The 17021-nt window shown below is 73.9% G+C and carries 14 protein-coding genes; 10 read left to right on the forward strand and 4 right to left on the reverse strand.

The genetic code is table 11. The features are described from left to right. A complete protein-coding gene (locus tag ACFVTF_RS16720; RefSeq protein ID WP_371518653.1) occupies positions 1–1287 on the reverse strand; it encodes a hypothetical protein in 1287 nt (428 codons plus the stop codon). A gap of 404 nt (positions 1288–1691) precedes the next feature. Between ACFVTF_RS16720 and ACFVTF_RS16725 the strand changes: the two genes are divergently transcribed. Genes ACFVTF_RS16725 through ACFVTF_RS16735 form a run of 3 tightly spaced genes read left to right on the forward strand, consistent with a single transcriptional unit; the run spans position 1692 to position 6186 of the window. After that, positions 1692–2336 (forward strand): class F sortase, encoded by a 645-nt coding sequence (locus ACFVTF_RS16725; RefSeq protein ID WP_387814182.1) that lies wholly within the window; start codon positions 1692–1694, stop codon positions 2334–2336. Further along, entirely contained in the window at positions 2333–3649 is a 1317-nt protein-coding gene (locus ACFVTF_RS16730; protein ID WP_387814184.1) for an alpha/beta hydrolase, read from the forward strand. Before ACFVTF_RS16725 ends, ACFVTF_RS16730 begins: the two co-directional genes overlap by 4 nt. Beyond that, positions 3646–6186 (forward strand): phosphatidylglycerol lysyltransferase domain-containing protein, encoded by a 2541-nt coding sequence (locus ACFVTF_RS16735; protein ID WP_387814186.1) that lies wholly within the window; start codon positions 3646–3648, stop codon positions 6184–6186. The genes ACFVTF_RS16730 and ACFVTF_RS16735 overlap by 4 nt, the downstream gene beginning before the upstream one ends. Positions 6187–6260: 74 nt before the next feature. On the opposite strand, the gene ACFVTF_RS16740 is transcribed toward ACFVTF_RS16735, so the two are convergent. Continuing rightward, a complete protein-coding gene (locus ACFVTF_RS16740) occupies positions 6261–6701 on the reverse strand; it encodes an SsgA family sporulation/cell division regulator (protein ID WP_371518657.1) in 441 nt (146 codons plus the stop codon). Positions 6702–7011: 310 nt separating this feature from the next. Here ACFVTF_RS16740 and ACFVTF_RS16745 point away from each other — a divergent pair, with 310 nt between their 5' ends. From ACFVTF_RS16745 to ACFVTF_RS16755, 3 genes are all read left to right on the forward strand, one after another. Then, on the forward strand, positions 7012–8844 hold the full coding sequence (locus tag ACFVTF_RS16745) for a DEAD/DEAH box helicase (protein WP_371522816.1): 1833 nt from the start codon (positions 7012–7014) through the stop codon (positions 8842–8844). A 380-nt stretch (positions 8845–9224) separates the two neighbouring features. Further along, the gene (locus ACFVTF_RS16750; protein ID WP_350881140.1) at positions 9225–9875 is read left to right on the forward strand and encodes a helix-turn-helix domain-containing protein; all 651 of its coding nucleotides are present in this window, start codon (positions 9225–9227) and stop codon (positions 9873–9875) included. A 35-nt stretch (positions 9876–9910) separates the two neighbouring features. After that, the gene (locus ACFVTF_RS16755; RefSeq protein ID WP_387814189.1) at positions 9911–10717 is read left to right on the forward strand and encodes a S16 family serine protease; all 807 of its coding nucleotides are present in this window, start codon (positions 9911–9913) and stop codon (positions 10715–10717) included. Positions 10718–10795: 78 nt separating this feature from the next. Here the strand turns inward: ACFVTF_RS16755 and ACFVTF_RS16760 are convergent, their stop codons facing one another. Next, positions 10796–11356 carry an Lrp/AsnC family transcriptional regulator gene (locus tag ACFVTF_RS16760; RefSeq protein ID WP_371518661.1) on the reverse strand — a complete coding sequence of 187 codons (561 nt, stop codon included), beginning with the start codon at positions 11354–11356 and terminating at the stop codon, positions 10796–10798. Between the two features lie 203 nt (positions 11357–11559). On the opposite strand from ACFVTF_RS16760, the gene ACFVTF_RS16765 reads away from it, so the two are divergent. Further along, a complete protein-coding gene (locus ACFVTF_RS16765) occupies positions 11560–12090 on the forward strand; it encodes a VOC family protein (protein WP_371518663.1) in 531 nt (176 codons plus the stop codon). A 7-nt stretch (positions 12091–12097) separates the two neighbouring features. Here the strand turns inward: ACFVTF_RS16765 and ACFVTF_RS16770 are convergent, their stop codons facing one another. Next, positions 12098–12682, reverse strand: a complete 585-nt coding sequence (locus ACFVTF_RS16770) for a hypothetical protein (RefSeq protein ID WP_387814191.1) — start codon at positions 12680–12682, stop codon at positions 12098–12100. 133 nt (positions 12683–12815) lie between these two features. Between ACFVTF_RS16770 and ACFVTF_RS16775 the strand changes: the two genes are divergently transcribed. The 3 genes from ACFVTF_RS16775 to ACFVTF_RS16785 all read left to right on the forward strand — a co-directional run bounded on the left by ACFVTF_RS16775 (position 12816) and on the right by ACFVTF_RS16785 (position 16888). Beyond that, positions 12816–13520 carry a response regulator transcription factor gene (locus ACFVTF_RS16775; RefSeq protein WP_350881149.1) on the forward strand — a complete coding sequence of 235 codons (705 nt, stop codon included), beginning with the start codon at positions 12816–12818 and terminating at the stop codon, positions 13518–13520. 17 nt (positions 13521–13537) lie between these two features. Then, a complete protein-coding gene (locus ACFVTF_RS16780; protein WP_387814400.1) occupies positions 13538–14953 on the forward strand; it encodes a sensor histidine kinase in 1416 nt (471 codons plus the stop codon). Positions 14954–15253: 300 nt separating this feature from the next. Continuing rightward, positions 15254–16888 carry a cellulose binding domain-containing protein gene (locus ACFVTF_RS16785; protein ID WP_387814193.1) on the forward strand — a complete coding sequence of 545 codons (1635 nt, stop codon included), beginning with the start codon at positions 15254–15256 and terminating at the stop codon, positions 16886–16888. Positions 16889–17021 lie beyond the last annotated feature (133 nt).

Below are 17021 nucleotides of genomic sequence, written 5' to 3' on the forward strand. Positions count from 1 at the left end.
TCAGCCGGCAGCGGCGGCGGAGGGCACCGGCGGTGCCCCGGGGGTGCCGAGGAAGGCCTCCCAGCCGCCGGTCGGCGCCTGGCCCGGGGCGAGGCCCTGGAGCTTGCGCAGCACCGCGGTGTCCTGGGCGTCCAGCCAGTCCACCAGTTGGCGGAACGAGACCAGCCGGACCTCCGGCTTGTCCGCGATCGTCCGGAGCACGTCCTCGACGGCGTTCATGTAGATGCCGCCGTTCCACTCCTCGAAGTGGTTGCCGATGACGTAGGGCGCCCGGTTGCCGTTGTAGGTGCGGTCGAAGCCCAGCAGGTAGGCGTCGCGGGCCTGGGCCTGGAAGCCCGGGTAGAGCGCCGGGTCGGCCTTGGTGTTGGGGCCGCACTGGTTGTACATGATGTTGTAGTCCATCGACAGCACCTGGAAGGTGTGCCCGGGGAAGGGGATGGACTGCAGCGGGAGGTCCCAGAGCGCGCCGCCCTGGATCTTCTGCGGCCACACCTGGGTGCCGTTGCCGCTGCTGTCGTAGCGCCAGCCGCGCTTGACCGCGGTGGGCAGCAGGTTGCGCTGGCCCTCCAGGCAGGGGGTGCGGCTGCCGACCAGCTCCCTGCGGTAGTCGAAGGGCAGCGCGGGCAGGTCGGTGAAGCCGGTGTTGGTGCGCCAGTTCGTCACGAAGTCCATGGCCTGCTGGATCTCGCTGTCCCAGTCCTCCGGGGACCACTTGCCGACGCCGGTGGCGCCGCAGAAGTGGCCGTTGAAGTGGGTGCCGATCTCGTGGCCCTCCAGCCAGGCCGCGTGCACGTTCTCCAGGGTGTCGTGGATGTGCTGGTCGGTGAGGTAGCCGATCTCGGAGGCGCCGACCTTGTGCTGCGGGGGGCGGTAGAGGTCCTTCTTGGACTCGGGCAGCAGGTAGAGGCCGCTGAGGAAGAAGGTCATCGAGGCGTTGTGCTCCTGCGCCAGCCGGCGGAAGCGGGCGAACAGGCCGTTGTCGAGCTCGCCGGCGCCGTCCCAGGAGAAGACCACGAACTGCGGCGGCCGTTCGCCGGCCTTGAGCCGCTCGGGGGTGGGCTGGTGGGGCTGGGCCCCGGTGTCGGAGGTGGAACCGTCGCCGATCAGGACGGCCTGCGGCTCGGCGACGTCCGTGGGGCCGGCGCTCTGGTCGACGGCCGCGCCGCTGGGAGGGACGGCCGAGCCGATCATCGGCTTGTCGGCGCTGTTGCTTCCGCAGCCGGTCGCCAGGGTGGCGGCGGAGGCCGCACCGGCGGCCAGCAGGGTGCGGCGGGAGAGAGCGGCCATGGTCACTCCGTTCATGAGGCGTTCGGCAGGCGTACAGGCGTGCGGAAATCCGGTCGGACAAGTGGGGTGATAGAACCCGTGACCGGGTCAGCATGGCAGCTGACCCCGATCGGTCGGCCAGGCGCCACTGGCAGTCGTCATCGATCGCCCGATTGACGCAACCGGACCGACCCCCCGCGCCGTCGAAGCTCGTACCGAGGCGTTCCGGTGGCGCTTTCACCTGGGAAACGGCCGTCGCGTTCCGTCACCGGGTGCCCACTGGGCGCAGGGATTCGGGCGGTTGCCCTGCCGATCGGGGGGTGTCATTACACCCATCGTGTGGACGTGCTCTAAGGTCCGATCCGATTGAATTGTTTCCCAGGAAACTCCCAGGATCGGGAATCCGTCGGTAGAGGGGAGCGCCCGTGGGCGTCCAGCAGAGCAGGAGCCCGTGGCCGGGCACCCTGGCGGCCGCTGCCGCGCTGGTGCTCGGCGCCTGGCTGCTGCACGACGGCGGGCAGGGCGCGCTGCCGCCCGCCCCCGGCGGCACGCAGACGCTGTCCGGCTTCGCCCCGGTCTCCGTCGTCCCGCCGCTGGGCCCCTCCGACCCCACCCGCATCCGCATCCCGGCCGTCCGGCTGGACGCCCCGGTCACCGCGCTCGGGCTCGACCCCGACGGCCACCTCCAGGCCCCGCCCGAGGCGGACCGCAACCTGGCCGGCTGGTACCGCGGCGGGGCCAGCCCCGGGCAGCGCGGCACCGCCATCCTGGACGGGCACGTCGACAACAAGGCCGGCCCGGCCGTCTTCTACAACCTGGGGGCGCTCCGGCGCGGAGACCGGATCGAGATCGCCCGCGCGGACGGCGCCGTCGCCGTCTACCAGCTGTACGCCATCGAAGTGCACGACCGAAAGGACTTCCCGGACGACCGGGTCTACCGCCAGGCCGCCGACGCTCAGCTGCGGGTCATCACCTGCGGCGGCGCGTACAGCGCCGAGCACGGCTACGAGGGCAACGTCGTCGCCTACGGCTTCCTGGCCGACACCACCCGGCCGGGCAAAGCCGCATGACCACGCTGACCCTCGCCACCCGCTGGAACCCGATCGACTGGCCGCTCACCCACGGCCCGATCCCGTACGCCGTGCTCGCCGCGGGCTGGGGGTCGCTGGTCCTGCTCGCGTTCTCCCGCCACGAACGCTGGCGGGCCCCGCGCCTCTTCGGCGCCCTGATGCTGGCCGGAACGCTCACCGCCCTGGTGAAGCTCGGCGTCGACGGCTGGTGGCACCCCTTCCCGGAGGGCACACCGGACTTCGTCCTGCGCTGGATAGCCGTCGCGCTGTTCGCGATATCCCTGGTCTGCTTCCGCGCGCCGCTGCTCGCCGTCCGCCGCCGGCTGCTGGCGACCGGAGCCGCCGTCCTGGTGCTGCTGATGGCCGCCTCGCAGGTCAACCGGGGCTTCGACCAGTACCCGACCGCCCGGGCCATGCTGGTGCCCGGGGTCCAGGCGCTGACCACGGGCAAGGTGGCCAGCACCATCGCCGCCACGCCGGGCAAGCCCGTCGAGGAGCTCTGGCACGCGCCGCCCGGCCTGCCCGCCAAGGGCACCCTCTCCACCGTGACCATCCCCGGCACCAAGTCCGGCTTCACGGCCCGCGACGGGTACGTCTACCTGCCGCCCGCCTACCAGGCCAATCCCCGGCCGCTGCTGCCCGTCGTGGTGCTGCTGCCCGGCCAGCCCGGTGCCCCGGTGGACTGGATCACCTCCGGGGCCATCCAGGAGACCCTGGACGCCTTCGCCGCCGACCACCAGGGCCTCGCCCCGATCGTGGTGGTCGCCGACCCCACCGGCAGCCCGTTCACCAACACGCTCTGCATGGACTCCCGGATCGCCAAGGCGCACACCTACCTGGCCACCGACGTCCCGGACTGGATCCACCACAACCTGCAGACCGCCACCGGCCGGGGCGCCTTCGCCATCGGCGGGCTCTCGCTCGGCGGCACCTGCTCGCTCCAGCTGGCCGTCAACGCGCCCGGGGTCTACGGCACCTTCCTGGACATCTCCGGCCAGGACGAGCCGACCCTGGGCGAGCGCGGCGAGACCGTCGACAAGGCCTTCGGCGGCGACGAGGCCGCGTTCGACGCCGTCGACCCGGTGCACATCATGGCCCGGCAGAAGTTCCCCGACACCGCAGGCATGTTCGTGGTCGGCGCCAACGACCCGGACTTCCGACCCATGCAGGAGAAGGCCTATGCGGCGGCACAGGCGGCCGGAATGAAGGTCGGCTACCAGACCATCCCCGGCTGGCACAGCTGGGTCGTGTTCCGCCAGGCCTTCGAACAGAACCTGGCCTGGCTCTCCCAGCAGACCGGGCTGATCCGGTGATCCGGCTCCCCGCGGCCCCCGCGCCGGCCAAGGAGCAGGAGTGGCCGTCGGACCGCGCGCCGGTCGCCGGGACGCCGGAGCCGCGCCCGCAGCGGGCCTGGCGGGCGACCCGCAGGTTCGGCGTGTGGCTGCGCTCGGCGCCGCTCACCCTGGTGCTGCTGGCCGGGCTCTGGGCGCTCGGCGCGGCCACCGGCAGCCTGTCCCACGGGCCGTCCGAGCGGCTGCTCGACCGGGTCGGGGTCGGCGTGCCCACGCTCGCCGAGGGCCACTGGTGGACGCCGTTCACCTCGCTGTTCTGGTGCTCCGGCCTGGGCTCGTACGTGTTCACCAGCCTGCTGCTGGTCCTGGTCGGCCCGGCCGCCGAGCACCGGCTCGGGTGGCTGCGCACGCTCGCGGTGCTGGTCGGCGGGCAGCTGGCGGGCACCCTGCTCGGCACCGGGCTGATCGCGGTCGGCTCCCGGGTCGGCGAGCAGTGGACCGTCTCGGTGGCCGACCAGACCTCGGTCGGCCCCGGCGTCGGCCTGTTCGCGCTGGCCGGGGTGCTCGGCTACCGGCTCACCGTGCTCTGGCGCCGCCGGCTGCACCTGCTGGTGCTGCTCGGCCCGCTGGTCATGACGCTGTACGTGGGCCACCTGCAGAGCGTCCAGCGGTGCGCCGCCGCGTTCGTCGGGCTGGGCGCCGGCGCGCTGCTCGCCCGGGGCGGGCTGCACCTGCGCACCCACCGCTCCTCGCACTCCGAGACCCGGGTGCTGGTGGCGCTCTGCCTGGTCGCCGCCGCCCTCGGGCCGCTGATCGCCTCGCTGTACGACAACGCCAGCGGGCCGTTCAACACCTTCTCCGAGCTGTACTTCTCGCACCGGCTCAGCCCGGAGGAGGTGGCCGACTTCTGCGCGCTGTCGGCGCACGACTGCGCCCGCGCGCACGCCGTCGAGCGGATCTTCGACACCCCGGGCCGGCTGATGGCCGCGCTGTTCCCGGCGCTGCTGCTGGTCCTGGCCGAGGGGCTGCGCCGGGGGCTGCGGCTCGCCTGGCGGATCACCGTCGCCACCGAGCTGCTCTGGGCGGCGCTGCTGGGCTGGCTGTACCTCGACTCCGGCCCGGTCAGCGGCGACGTGGTCCAGTACTTCGTCGAGGCGCTGCTGCTGCCGCTGCTCACCCTCGGCCTGCTGCTGGCCACCCGGCAGCGCTTCCGGCTGCGGCTGGCCGGCCGGGAGGTGCTGCGGCTGGGCACGCTGCTCGGCGGCGCCGCCCTGGCGGCCTCGGCCGCGTACGTGGGGCTCGGGCGCCTCGCGGCCGACCAGTTCGAGCCGGGGGCGAACATCCGCCGGCTGCTGCACGGGCTGCCCGCGCAGTTCCTGCCGCCCGCCTACAACGACCTGCTGCCGGACTACCCGATCGCGGTCGGCCCGGTGGCGCTGTTCCTGGAGACGTACTGCGGGCTGGCGTTCTGGGTGGTCGCGCTGACCGCGCTGCTGCTGGCCTTCCGGCGGCCGGTGCTGCACACCGACGCGGAGGCGGCCGCCCGGGCCAGGGCGCTGCTCACCGCGTACGGCGGCGGGACGCTGTCCTTCATCACCACCTGGGACGGCAACCACTACTGGTTCGACGAGGAGGGCCGGGCGGCCGTCGCCTACCGGGTGCACAACACGGTGGCGCTGACCACCGGCGACCCGTTCGGCGCGCCGGAGGCCCGGGCCCGGGCGGTGGCCGGGTTCGCCCGGTTCTGCGACCAGCGCGGCTGGACCCCGTGCTTCTACAGCGTCTCCCCGCAGACCCGGGAGGCCGCCGCGCAGCTCGGCTGGCGCTCGGTGCAGGTCGCCGAGGACACCGTGGTGGCGCTGCCCGAGCTGGCCTTCACCGGCCGCAAGTGGCAGGACATCCGGACCGCGCTGAACAAGGCCGGCAAGCAGGGCATAACCGCCGAGTGGTGGTCCCACCACGAGGCGCCGCGCGCGCTGCGGGACCAGATCCGGGCGATCTCCGAGGAGTGGGTCTCCGAGAAGGGCCTGCCCGAGATGGGCTTCACGCTCGGCGGACTGGAGGAGCTGGACGACCCGGACGTGCGGGTGCTGATCGCGGTGGACGAGCAGCGCGTCGTGCACGGGCTGACCAGCTGGATGCCGGTGTACGAGAACGGCGTGCCGGTCGGCTGGACGCTGGACTTCATGCGCCGGCGCTCGGACGGCTTCCGCGGCGTCAACGAGTTCCTGATCGCCTCGGCCGCGCTGGGCTTCAAGGAGGAGGGCGCGCGCTTCCTGTCGCTGTCCGGCGCGCCGCTGGCCCGCTCCGGGCAGGACGAGGAGCCCTCCGGCCTGCAGCGGATGCTGGACTGGATGGGACGGGTGCTGGAGCCGGTGTACGGCTTCCGCTCGCTGCTCGCGTTCAAGGCGAAGTTCCAGCCGGAGTACCGGCCGATGTACATGGCCTACCCCGACCCCGCCGCGCTGCCGAGCATCACCAGGGCGATCGGCAAGGCGTACCTGCCGCACCTGACGCCGGCGCAGGGCGTCCGGCTGATGCGCAGGCTGTCGGGCTGAGGCGCCCCGGGCCCCGGACCCGGGTGACGGCCGGAAGCGCGGTGACGCCCCCGGACGCCGGCCCCGCGCGCCGCTCAGCCGAGCAGCTCGGCGAGCGCGCGGTCGGCGTCCAGGTGCAGGTGCTCCTCGCCCTCGGGGACGAGCAGCCGGCTGCGCCACAGGAAGCGGCGCAGGTCGGTGGTGTCGAACTGGAGCAGCGCGGTGCCCTCCGGCGCCCGCAGTTCGACCATGGTGCGCCGGCCGACCGCGGGCCGGACGTGGACGTCGCCGACGCCGGCCGGCAGGTCCAGGCCGGCCGAGAGCAGCTGGCGGGCGAAGACCCAGACGATGTCGTCGGCGCCGTCCGAGCCCGGGCCGCCGTCCGCCGGTTCGTCCAGCGAGAACTCGGCGGGGAAGGCCATCCGGACGGCGAGCGGGTCCTCCGGCAGGTAGCTCAGGAGCACCCGCAGCCGGACGGAGCGGTGGAGCGAGAGGATCAGTCGGGCCTGGACGGTCTCTTCGGCGGCGGTGTGCACGGCGAGTCCCTTCGGGTCGGTGTGAGGCCGGTCGACAAGGGGGAGGGTTGGGGCGGCCTCACCCTGGTGAGAGTCCAGGGACCGGCCGTGATTACTCGGTTTCGGAACCGATCGGATGTGATCCGGGTCACGTCGATTTCCGGCCGCCCGGGCCCGGCGCGGAGCCTCGCCTGGCCGCCCCGACGGCGCCGGGCCGGTACGCTGGGCGGGTTGTCCGATCGCCGCCCTTCCGCGGGGCGGGGCTGAGAAACCGCCCCTGACCTGCGATGATCCCCCCTCGGAGACCGTGAGTACTGCCGCCGCCTCCTCGATGCCGCTGTTCTCCGACGTGCCGGAGCCGCAGGCCCCCGCCCGGGGCGCCGGACCCGCCGCGTCCGCCGCCTCGCACCACCTCTCGCCGGCCTTCCCCGGCCGCGCCCCCTGGGGCACCGCGGGCAAGCTGCGGGCCTGGCAGCAGGGCGCGCTGGACAGGTACATCGAGACGCAGCCGCGCGACTTCCTCGCGGTCGCCACCCCGGGCGCCGGTAAGACCACCTTCGCGCTCACCCTGGCCTCGTACCTGCTGCACAACCACCTGGTGCAGCAGGTGACCGTCGTCGCGCCGACCGAGCACCTCAAGAAGCAGTGGGCCGAGGCCGCCGCGCGCATAGGCATCCGGCTCGACCCGGCGTACTCCTCCGGCCCGCTCTCCCGGGACTACCACGGCATCGTGGTCACCTACGCGGGCGTCGGGGTCAACCCGATGCTGCACCGCAACCGGACCGAGGCGCGCAAGACCCTCGTGATCATGGACGAGATCCACCACGCCGGCGACTCCAAGTCCTGGGGCGAGGCCTGCTTCGAGGCCTTCGAGCCGGCCACTCGCCGGCTGGCGCTGACCGGGACGCCGTTCCGCTCCGACACCAACCCGATCCCGTTCGTCCAGTACGAGGCCGGCGGCGACGGCATCCGCAAGTCCGTCGCCGACTACACCTACGGCTACGGGCACGCGCTCGCCGACCACGTCGTCCGCCCGGTGATCTTCCTCAGCTACAGCGGCAACATGCGCTGGCGCACCAAGTCCGGTGACGAGCTGGAGGCCAGGCTCGGCGAGCCGATGACCAAGGACCTGATCGCCCAGGCCTGGCGCACCGCGCTGGCCCCGCAGGGCGAGTGGATCCCGTCCGTGCTGCAGGCCGCCGACCGGCGGCTGTCCGAGGTCCGCAAGGCGATCCCGGACGCCGGCGGGCTGGTCATCGCCACCGACCAGAACACCGCGCGCGCCTACGCCAAGATCCTGCGCGAGATCTCCGGCGAGAAGGCCACCGTGGTGCTCTCCGACGAGACCGAGGCCTCCCAGCGGATCTCCGACTACGCGGCCGGGGACTCGCGCTGGATGGTCGCGGTCCGGATGGTGTCCGAAGGCGTCGACGTGCCCCGGCTGTGCGTCGGGGTGTACGCCACCTCGATCTCCACCCCGCTGTTCTTCGCCCAGGCCGTCGGCCGCTTCGTGCGGGCCCGCAAGCGCGGCGAGACCGCCTCGGTGTTCCTGCCCACCATCCCGACGCTGCTCGGCTTCGCCAACGAGATGGAGGTCCAGCGCGACCACGTGCTGGACCGGCCGAAGAAGGAGGGCGAGGGCCTCTTCGACGAGGAGGACCGGCTGCTCGCCGAGGCCGAGCGGGCCAACGACGGGCCGGACGGCGCCGGCGGCGACGAGTTCTCCTACGAGGCGATCGGCTCCGACGCGGTCTTCGACCGGGTGCTGTACAACTCCATGGAGTTCGGCATGCAGGCCCACCCGGGGAGCGAGGAGGAGGACGACTACCTCGGCATCCCGGGCCTGCTGGAGCCGGACCAGGTGCAGATGCTGCTGCAGAAGCGCCAGCACCGGCAGATCCAGCGCAGCAAGGGCAAGCCCGCCGAGGAGGCCGACCTGCTGGAGCTGCCGGCCGAGCAGCGGCCGGTCGTCACCCACCAGGAACTCCGGGAGCTGCGCAAGGAGCTGAACGCACTGGTGGCCGCCTGGCACCACCGCACCGACCAGCCGCACGGCACCGTCCACAACGAGCTGCGCCGCCAGTGCGGCGGACCGCTGACCGCGCAGGCCACCGCCAACCAGCTGAAGGCGCGGATCGCCAAGATCCGCGAGTGGGCGAAGTAGCCGCGGAACCGGACGCGGGAACGGCACGGCGCGCTGCCGCGCGCCGGCCGCCCCGCTCCCGCGTGTCCGGACTCCGGAGCGCGGCCTGACCCGCGCGCCGGCGGGCCCGGAGAAATGCGGGCATTTGTCCCGGTTCCGTCGCGCTGTTGAAGTCGATCACGCCCGAATTTTGGACAACCACTTCCGTCGCGACATTTCCTTCACTACCTTTCCCCCACGCTCTTCCACCGGGCAACCCCCACAGGACGGGCGCCGCAGGACCGCACGCACGTCAAGGACGACACCGCGAGCGGTCCGAGCGCGGCCACCCCACCTGCGCGCGACACCGAACCCGGTCCGGCGCCGCCTGCCCCGCGAGCGCCGCGGAAAGGATGCCCGTCGTGACTGCCGAGACCTCCCAGACCCTGGACCGTGGCGTCCGGGTCCTCAAACTCCTCGCCGACTCCGAGCGCGGGCTCACCGTCACCGAGCTGGCCGCCCGACTGGCCGTCAACCGCACCGTCGTCTACCGGCTGCTGGCCACCCTGGAACAGCACGGCCTGGTCCGCCGGGACATCGGCGGCCGCGCCCGGGTCGGCCTGGGCGTCCTGCGCCTGGCCCACCGGGTGCACCCGCTGCTGCGCGAGGCCGCGCTGCCGGCCCTGCGCAGCCTGGCCGAGGACCTCGGCGCCACCGCCCACCTCACCCTGGTGGACGGCAACGAGGCGCTGGCCGTCGCCGTGGTCGAGCCGAGCTGGACCGACTTCCACGTCGCCTACCGCACCGGCCTGCGCCACCCGCTCGGCGAGAGCGCCGCCGGCCGGGCCATCCTGGAGGCGCGCACCTTCCCCAGCCAGCGCCGGCCGGAGCAGGGCTTCGTCATCACCCGTGCGGAGGAGCAGTCCGGGGCCTGCGGCGCGGCCGCCGCGCTGATCGGACTGAGCGGCATCGAGGGCAGCGTCGGCGTGGTGATGCTGAACGGGCTGGTCCCCGAGCGGGTCGGCCCCCGGGTGGTGGAGGCCGCGACCGAGGTGGCCGACGCGCTGCGGTAGGCCGGCACGGGCCCCGGTGTGTTTGGATTCCCCTTGTGTCCGACACCAAGCTGCCCAAGGCCCTCACCTCCCCGCGGACCCGCGCGCTCACGCTCTGCGGGGTGCTGGTCGCCGCGCTGTTCGGCGTGGCCGCCTTCGTCCCGCTGCCGTACACGCTGACCTGGCCGGGCCTGACCGCGGACACCCTCGGCACGTACAAGGACAAGCCGGTCCTCACCGTGACCGGGGCGCCGCTGCGCACCACCGAGGGCGAGCTGCGGATGGTCACCATCTCGGCCACCAACCCGGGGGAGAGGACCACCTTCTGGCGCGCGCTCCAGGCCTGGTTCGACCAGGACGAGGCGGTGCGCCCGACCGACACGGTCTACCCGCCGGGCAACCCGGCCAAGGCCGAGGAGCAGACCGCCCAGCAGATGACCGAGTCGCAGAACAGCGCCACCGCCGCCGCGCTCGGCTACCTCCACCTCTCGCCGGACCAGGTCAAGGTCAAGGTCGACCTGGGTGACGTCGGCGGCCCGAGCGCCGGGCAGATGCTGGCGCTGGGCATCATCGACAAGCTCGCCGGCGACGGCAAGGGCGGCGACCTCACCGGCGGGCTCAAGATCGCGGGCACCGGCACCATCGACGACCAGGGCGTCGTCGGCGCGGTCGGCGGCGTCCCGCTCAAGACCCAGGCGGCCGCCCGGGACGGCGCGACGGTGTTCCTGCTGCCCAAGGACGAGTGCACGGACGCCAAGGTCAACACGCCCAAGACGCTGCGCCTGGTGCCGGTCGGCACGCTCGGCGAGGCGGTCTCGGCGCTGGAGGCGCTGAAGAGCGGCGGCAGCGTCCCCAGCTGCTGACCGGGGCCGCGGGCCCTGCCGTCGGGCGCGGGCCCTACTCGGCGGCGGCCTGGTCCACCAGCGGCAGGATCGCGGGCCCTACTCGGCGGCGGCCTGGTCCACCAGCGGCAGGATGCGGTACGGCACCGGGTTCTCCAGCGCGATCGCGGTGGCCGAGCGGACGATCCCGTCGAAGCCCACCACCCGGTCGATCACCCGTTGCAGATCGGCGTTGGAGCGGGCCACGATCCGCACCATCATGTCCCCGGCCCCGGTGATGGTGTGCAGTTCCAGCACCTCCGGAACGTTCGCCAGGTGCGTCCGGACGTCGGCGCCCTGGCCCTGGGAGATCTCCAGGGTGGCGAAGGCCGTCACCGGGTAGCCGAGTGCCGCCGGGTCGACCTCCGGGCCGAAGCCGCCGATCACCCCCTTGGCCTGCAACCGGTCCAGCCGGGCCTGCACGGTGCCCCGGGCGACCTGGAGTCGGCGCGAGCACTCCAGCACCCCGATCCGGGGCTCCTCGGCGAGCAGCCGGATCAGCCGGCCGTCCAGCGCGTCGATCGAGTCGTTCCCGCCGCCCGTCCCGGGGGCGGCCGAAACGCCCGGCGGGGCGGGGGAGTTGGGCGAGCCGGGGGAGCTCGGGGACTGGGCGTGGGGCATCGCGGCTCCGTCCTCCGGTGGGCATTCTGTACAGCGGCGCCGCTGATTCTCCCGCCCCGGCGCACAGCTTGACCAGGAGGAAACGGAACAGTTGCGCGCCGGTCGGCTCGGCGCCACCCTCCAGCCACAACGCCGTGCGCCGGGCCCCACACCGGCGCGCGGTCGCACCCGCCGTGGTCCGCACGCCTACCGGGAGGGCCGTCATGACCGACACCGCCGCCGAACCCGTCCTGCTCGCCGCAGGGCCCGGAGAGTCCGCCCCCCTCCCGATGGGCCGCGCCGACGCGGTGGTCTTCGCGGTCGGCGACGCCGAGCGGGCCGCCCGCCGCTACACCGCCGCGCTCGGACTGCGCTGTACCGCGTACGCCGGGCCGGAGACCGGGGAGCCGGAGACGGTCTCGTACGTGCTGGACGCGCCCGGGACCAGGATCGTGCTCACCTCGCTGGTCCAGGTGATCGGCCCGCGCGGCCGGGAGCTGGCCGCGCACCTGGCCCGGCACGGCGACGGGGTGCTGGACCTCGCGGTGAGCGTGCCGGACGTCTTCTACGCCTACGACTACGCGGTGGACCGGGGCGCCCTGTCGCTGGCCGAGCCGTACGAGGCGCGGGACCGCTTCGGCACGGCGGTGCTCGCGACGATCGGGGTGCCGGGCGGGACCAGGCACACCCTGGTCGACCGGTCCGGCTACGCCGGGCCGTACCTGCCGGGGTACCTGCCGTTCGAGACCTGGTGAGGGGGGATCAGCGGATGGCCGTCTCCACCACCGGCGGGTGGCCGTTCCAGTAGACGAAGACCGAGTTGGCCTGCTCGCCCTTGGTGAAGTCCACCCGCATCCACTGGTCGCCGTTCCACACCTGCATCTGCCAGCCCGGGTCGGGGGTGGCGGAGACCAGCGAGGCCTTGTCGGGGCGGATGTCCAGGGCGACCTTGCCGCCCGGCACCGGATAGCTCTTCACGGAGGACACCGCGGTGGTGGTGGCGGGAGTCGGGCGGCGGGTGGCCGACGGGGAGGCGGCGGCGAGGGTGGTGGCGGGGGCCGGCCCGCGTGTCGTCGTCGTGGCGGCGGTCGTGGCGGCGGTCGTGGCGGCGGTCGGGGAGGCCGGTGGTGGGGTCGGGGCCCCGGTCTGGGTGGCCGACCGCGGCTGGTCGGGGGTGACGGTCGCGGTGTGCGGCGTGCCGTCGACCCTCGGCGAGGGCAGCGGCAGGGCCGTGGGCTGCTCGAACGCGGCACCGGTCAGCACCGCGTGCACGCCGAGCCAGGACAGCGCCACCGCCGCCCCGGTGGCCGCCGCCCAGGCGCCGAGCTGTACCAGTCCGTTCCGCATCGTCCGCTCATCCTGCCGTATTCCGGGCCTGCGCAGCCGGGCAGCCCCGTTATTAGTCAGGGGAGTTGCACAATGTCCGGAGGCCACCCCGAGGTACAGACCACTGCCCGTCGATGGCGTACCGTGCAGGGCCATGGCAACAGTGCTCGTGGTCGAGGACGACCCCTTCGTACGCTCCGCCCTCATCCGGCACCTGACCGACACCGGTCATGCGGTCCGCAGCGTGGGCACGGCACTCGAGGCGCTGCGGGAGGTCGCCCAGGTCGGCTGTGACCTGGTGATCCTCGACCTCGGACTGCCGGACCTGGACGGCAGCGAGGCACTCAAGATGATCCGGGGCCTGACCAACGTGCCGGTGATCATCTCGACCGCCCGCGACGACGAGGCCGAGATCGTCCGGCTGCTCAACGACGGCGCCGACGACTATCTGGTGAAACCTTTCTCCGGGGAACACCTCAGCGCCCGGATGGCCGCCGTGCTGCGCCGGCTCGGCGGCGGCGCCGCCCCCGTCGCCCAGGTGCTGCGGGTCGGCGGCCTCGCCATCGACCTCCAGCGCCGCGAGGCCTCGCTGGACGGGCGGCTGCTCGACCTGACCCGCCGTGAGTTCGACCTGCTGGCCTTCCTGGCCGGACGCCCCGGCGTGGTGGTGCCGCGCAAGGAGATCCTGGCCGAGGTCTGGCAGCAGACCTACGGCGGAGACCAGACCATCGACGTCCACCTGTCCTGGCTGCGCCGCAAGCTCGGCGAGACCGCCTCCAGCCCCCGCTACCTGCACACCGTCCGGGGAGTCGGGGTCCGGCTGGAGGCCGCCGGGGGACTGGCGGAGCACCGGACATGAGGAGGTTCGGGCGCTCGCTGCGCTGGGCCCTGATCAAGGCCGCCGTCGCCGGGACCACCATGGTCGCGCTGGCCTTCCTCATCCCGCTCGGCCTGATGGTCCAGCAGACCGCCCGGGACCACGCCTTCACCGCCGCCGAGCGGCAGGCCGCCGCGCTCGGCCCGGCCCTCGCCATCACCACCGACCAGATCGCCATCGACCGCGCCCTGGCCAGCACCGACGCCGGCGGGCAGGGCCGGATGGCGGTCCACCTGCCCGCCCCGGCCGCCCCGGACGCGCTCCCCGGCGCGGGCGGCCCCGGCGGGCCCACCATCGGCGAGGCCCGGGCCGCCGCCGGCGACGTGTCCACCGCCGGAGGGCAGGGCCGCTCCTTCACCGTCGAGGTGCCCGGCGGCTACGCGCTGCTCCAGCCGGTCGCGGTGGACACCGGGCGCACCGCCGTGGTCGAGGTGTTCGTCGCCGACGGCGACCTCACCCGCGGCGTCTCCACCGCCTGGCTGGTGCTCTCGGGCGTCGCGCTCGGCCTGGTCGCCATCTCGGTCCTGGTCGCCGACCGGATGGGCAGCCGGATCGTGGCCTCCGCCCGGCGGCTCGCCGGCGCCGCCCGCTCGCTCGGCGCCGGCAACCTCGCCGTACGGGTCCCGGTGGACGGCAAGCAGGCCGCCGGCAGCCCCGAGGAACTGCGCGAGGCCGCCCACGCGTTCAACACCATGGCCGACCGGGTGGTCCAACTCCTCGCCGCCGAACGGGAACTGGCCGCCGACCTGTCCCACCGGCTGCGCACCCCGCTGACCGTGCTGCGGCTCAACGCCGCCTCGCTCGGCGAGGGCGACGCCGCCGACGCCACCCGGCACGCGGTCTCCCAACTGGAGCGCGAGGTCGACCAGATCATCCGCTCGGCCCGCCGCGACCCCGAGGACGCGCCCGCCGTCGCGGTCGGCTGCGACGTCGCCGAGGTGATCCGCGAACGGGTCGGCTTCTGGTCCGCGCTGGCCGAGGACGAGGGCCGCCGCTGGCAACTGGCCGGTGCCGACCAGGTGACGCCCGTCCCGGTCCAGCGCGCCGACCTGGCCGCCACCGTCGACGCGCTGCTCGGCAACGTCTTCCGGCACACCGCCGTCGGCACCGCCTTCTCGGTGGACGTGCTCGCCACCGAGACCTCGGTGATCGTCCTGGTCGGCGACGCCGGCCCCGGCTTCAGCGACCCGGCGGCCGCCCTCAAGCGCGGCGAGGGCCACGGCGGCGAGGGCTCCACCGGCCTCGGCCTCGACATCGTCCGCAAACTCGCCGAGTCCACCGGCGGCGACCTGGCGCTCGGCCGCTCCGCCGTGCTCGGCGGCGCCGAGATCCGGCTGCGGCTGCGGGCCCGCCCGGACGGCACCCCCGCGCGGGCGGGGCGGCGGCGCAGCCGGGGCGCGCTGTTCCAGAAGTGACCGCTTCCGCTTCCGCTTTCGTTTTCGCTTCCTCTTCCTCTTCCTCGTTCCTCGGCCGAGGCCCGGGGGAAGCGTGGCGGCAGGTTTCGCACGCGCCTGATGCGCCGCCAGTTTCCGGATCTTCCTTAAGCGCGGCCTAAGGGAGTTCTTCCCCTCGCTCAGCCCGCCGGTTCGGCCCCTCCGCCGCCGCTAGCGTCGGTCGCGCCGGTCACCCGACCGAGCCGGGCCGGCCGCCCGGACGTCCGCACGCACCCGTGCCCGGACCGCGGCCGACCGACGGCACCCCGGAGGTAACGCGCCATGACCACCCAGCCCAACCGCCGCCCCGGCCGCCGCAGGCGCAGCCGCAAGGGCGCGATCGTCGGGGCCTCGGCGGTCGCCGCCGCCCTGGTCGCGGGCGGTGTCGTCGTCCTCGCCTCCTCGGCCAGCGCCGCCTCGCTCGGCGCCGTCTACAGCCGGACCAGCAGCTGGGACTCCGGCTACACCGGCCAGTACCTGGTCACCAACCCGGACAGCGGCCCGATCGAGGACTGGACGCTCAGCTTCGACCTTCCGGCCGGCGCGAAGATCGACTCGCTCTGGAACGCCACCTTCACCGCCGCCGGCCAGCACGTCACCGTCAAGCCGGAGGCGTGGAGCAAGCGGCTGGAGCCCGGCAGGAGCGTGGTGGTCGGCTTCGTCGCCCAGGGCGCCGGCGCCGCGCAGGCCGAGCCCGGCAACTGCCTGATCAACAACACCTCCTGCAAGGCCGGTGACGGCACCGCGCCCACCCCCTCGGGCCGCCCCACCACCACCGCGCCGACCGGTCCGGTGTCGACCGGCCCCGTGCCGACCGCTCCGGTGCCGACCGCTCCGGTGTCGACCACTCCCAAGCCGACCGGGACCGGCACCGCGGCCCCCTCCCCCACGGGGACCGCGAGTGCCACCCCCACGGCGAAGCCGACCACCCCGGCGCCGACCCCCACCCCGACCGCCACCCCCACGGCGACCGGTGTGCCCGTACCCCCGGCCGGTGCCGGGGCCGGCTTCGCCCCGTACGTCGACACCTCGCTCTACCCGCCGTACGACCTGGTCGCCACCGCCAAGGCCACCGGGGTCAAGAACTACACCCTCGCCTTCGTGGTGTCCGGCGGCGGCTGCCAGCCCAAGTGGGGCGGCGTCAGCGACCTCTCCGCCGACGCGGTGGCCGCCCAGATCGGCGCCCTGCGGGCGATCGGCGGCGACGTCCGGGTCTCCTTCGGCGGCGCCAACGGCAGCGAGCTGGCCCTCGCCTGCGGCTCCACCGCCGACCTGGCCGCCGTCTACCAGAAGACCGTCGACGCCTACGGCCTGACCAGGCTCGACTTCGACGTCGAGGGCGGCGCGATCGCCAACACCGCCGCCAACACCCGCCGCGCCCAGGCCATCGCCCAGCTGCAGAAGAACGCCGCCGCCAAGGGCAAGGCGCTCGACGTCTCCTTCACACTGCCCGCGCTGCCCTCTGGCCTGACCCAGGAGGGCGTCAACCTGGTCGCCGACGCCAAGAACAACGGTGTCGCGATCGGCGCGGTCAACATCATGGCCATGGACTTCGGCGACGGCGTCGCCCCGAACCCGCAGGGCCAGATGGGCAAGTACGCGATCGCCGCGGCCACCGCCACCCAGGCCCAGGTCAAGAGCGTGCTCGGACTGGACGACGCGGCCGCCTGGCGCAAGGTCGCCGTGACCCCGATGATCGGCGTCAACGACGTCGCCAGCGAGGTCTTCACCGTCGCCGACGCCAAGCAGCTCGCCGACTTCGCGGCGTCCAGGCACCTCGCCTGGCTGGCCATGTGGTCCGGCACCCGGGACAAGGCCTGCGACGGCGGGGCCAAGGCCTACGCCGATGCCAGCTGCAGCAGCATCGTCCAGCAGCCGCTGGACTTCACCCGGGCCCTCGGCGCCTACACGGGCTGAGGCGCGGGGCCGCTGGGGCCGCTGAGTCCCTGAGGCCCTGGGCCCCTGAGGTCGCTGAGGCCCTGGGCCCTTCGCCGGGTCGCCCCGGCCGTCCGTACTCCGCCCGCAACGGAGTACGGCCGGTCGGGGCCCA

Origin of the sequence: Kitasatospora sp. NPDC057940, assembly GCF_042887425.1 — a bacterium.
Taxonomy (GTDB): domain Bacteria; phylum Actinomycetota; class Actinomycetes; order Streptomycetales; family Streptomycetaceae; genus Kitasatospora.

Coding starts and splice junctions, on each gene's coding strand:
- ACFVTF_RS16760 (WP_371518661.1), bottom strand. CDS start 11,356: ATGCCCCACGCCCAGTCCCCGAGCTCCCCCGGCTCGCCCAACTCCCCC.
- ACFVTF_RS16785 (WP_387814193.1), top strand. CDS start 15,254: ATGACCACCCAGCCCAACCGCCGCCCCGGCCGCCGCAGGCGCAGCCGC.
- ACFVTF_RS16745 (WP_371522816.1), top strand. CDS start 7,012: ATGCCGCTGTTCTCCGACGTGCCGGAGCCGCAGGCCCCCGCCCGGGGC.
- ACFVTF_RS16730 (WP_387814184.1), top strand. CDS start 2,333: ATGACCACGCTGACCCTCGCCACCCGCTGGAACCCGATCGACTGGCCG.
- ACFVTF_RS16720 (WP_371518653.1), bottom strand. CDS start 1,287: ATGGCCGCTCTCTCCCGCCGCACCCTGCTGGCCGCCGGTGCGGCCTCC.
- ACFVTF_RS16775 (WP_350881149.1), top strand. CDS start 12,816: ATGGCAACAGTGCTCGTGGTCGAGGACGACCCCTTCGTACGCTCCGCC.
- ACFVTF_RS16770 (WP_387814191.1), bottom strand. CDS start 12,682: ATGCGGAACGGACTGGTACAGCTCGGCGCCTGGGCGGCGGCCACCGGG.
- ACFVTF_RS16765 (WP_371518663.1), top strand. CDS start 11,560: ATGACCGACACCGCCGCCGAACCCGTCCTGCTCGCCGCAGGGCCCGGA.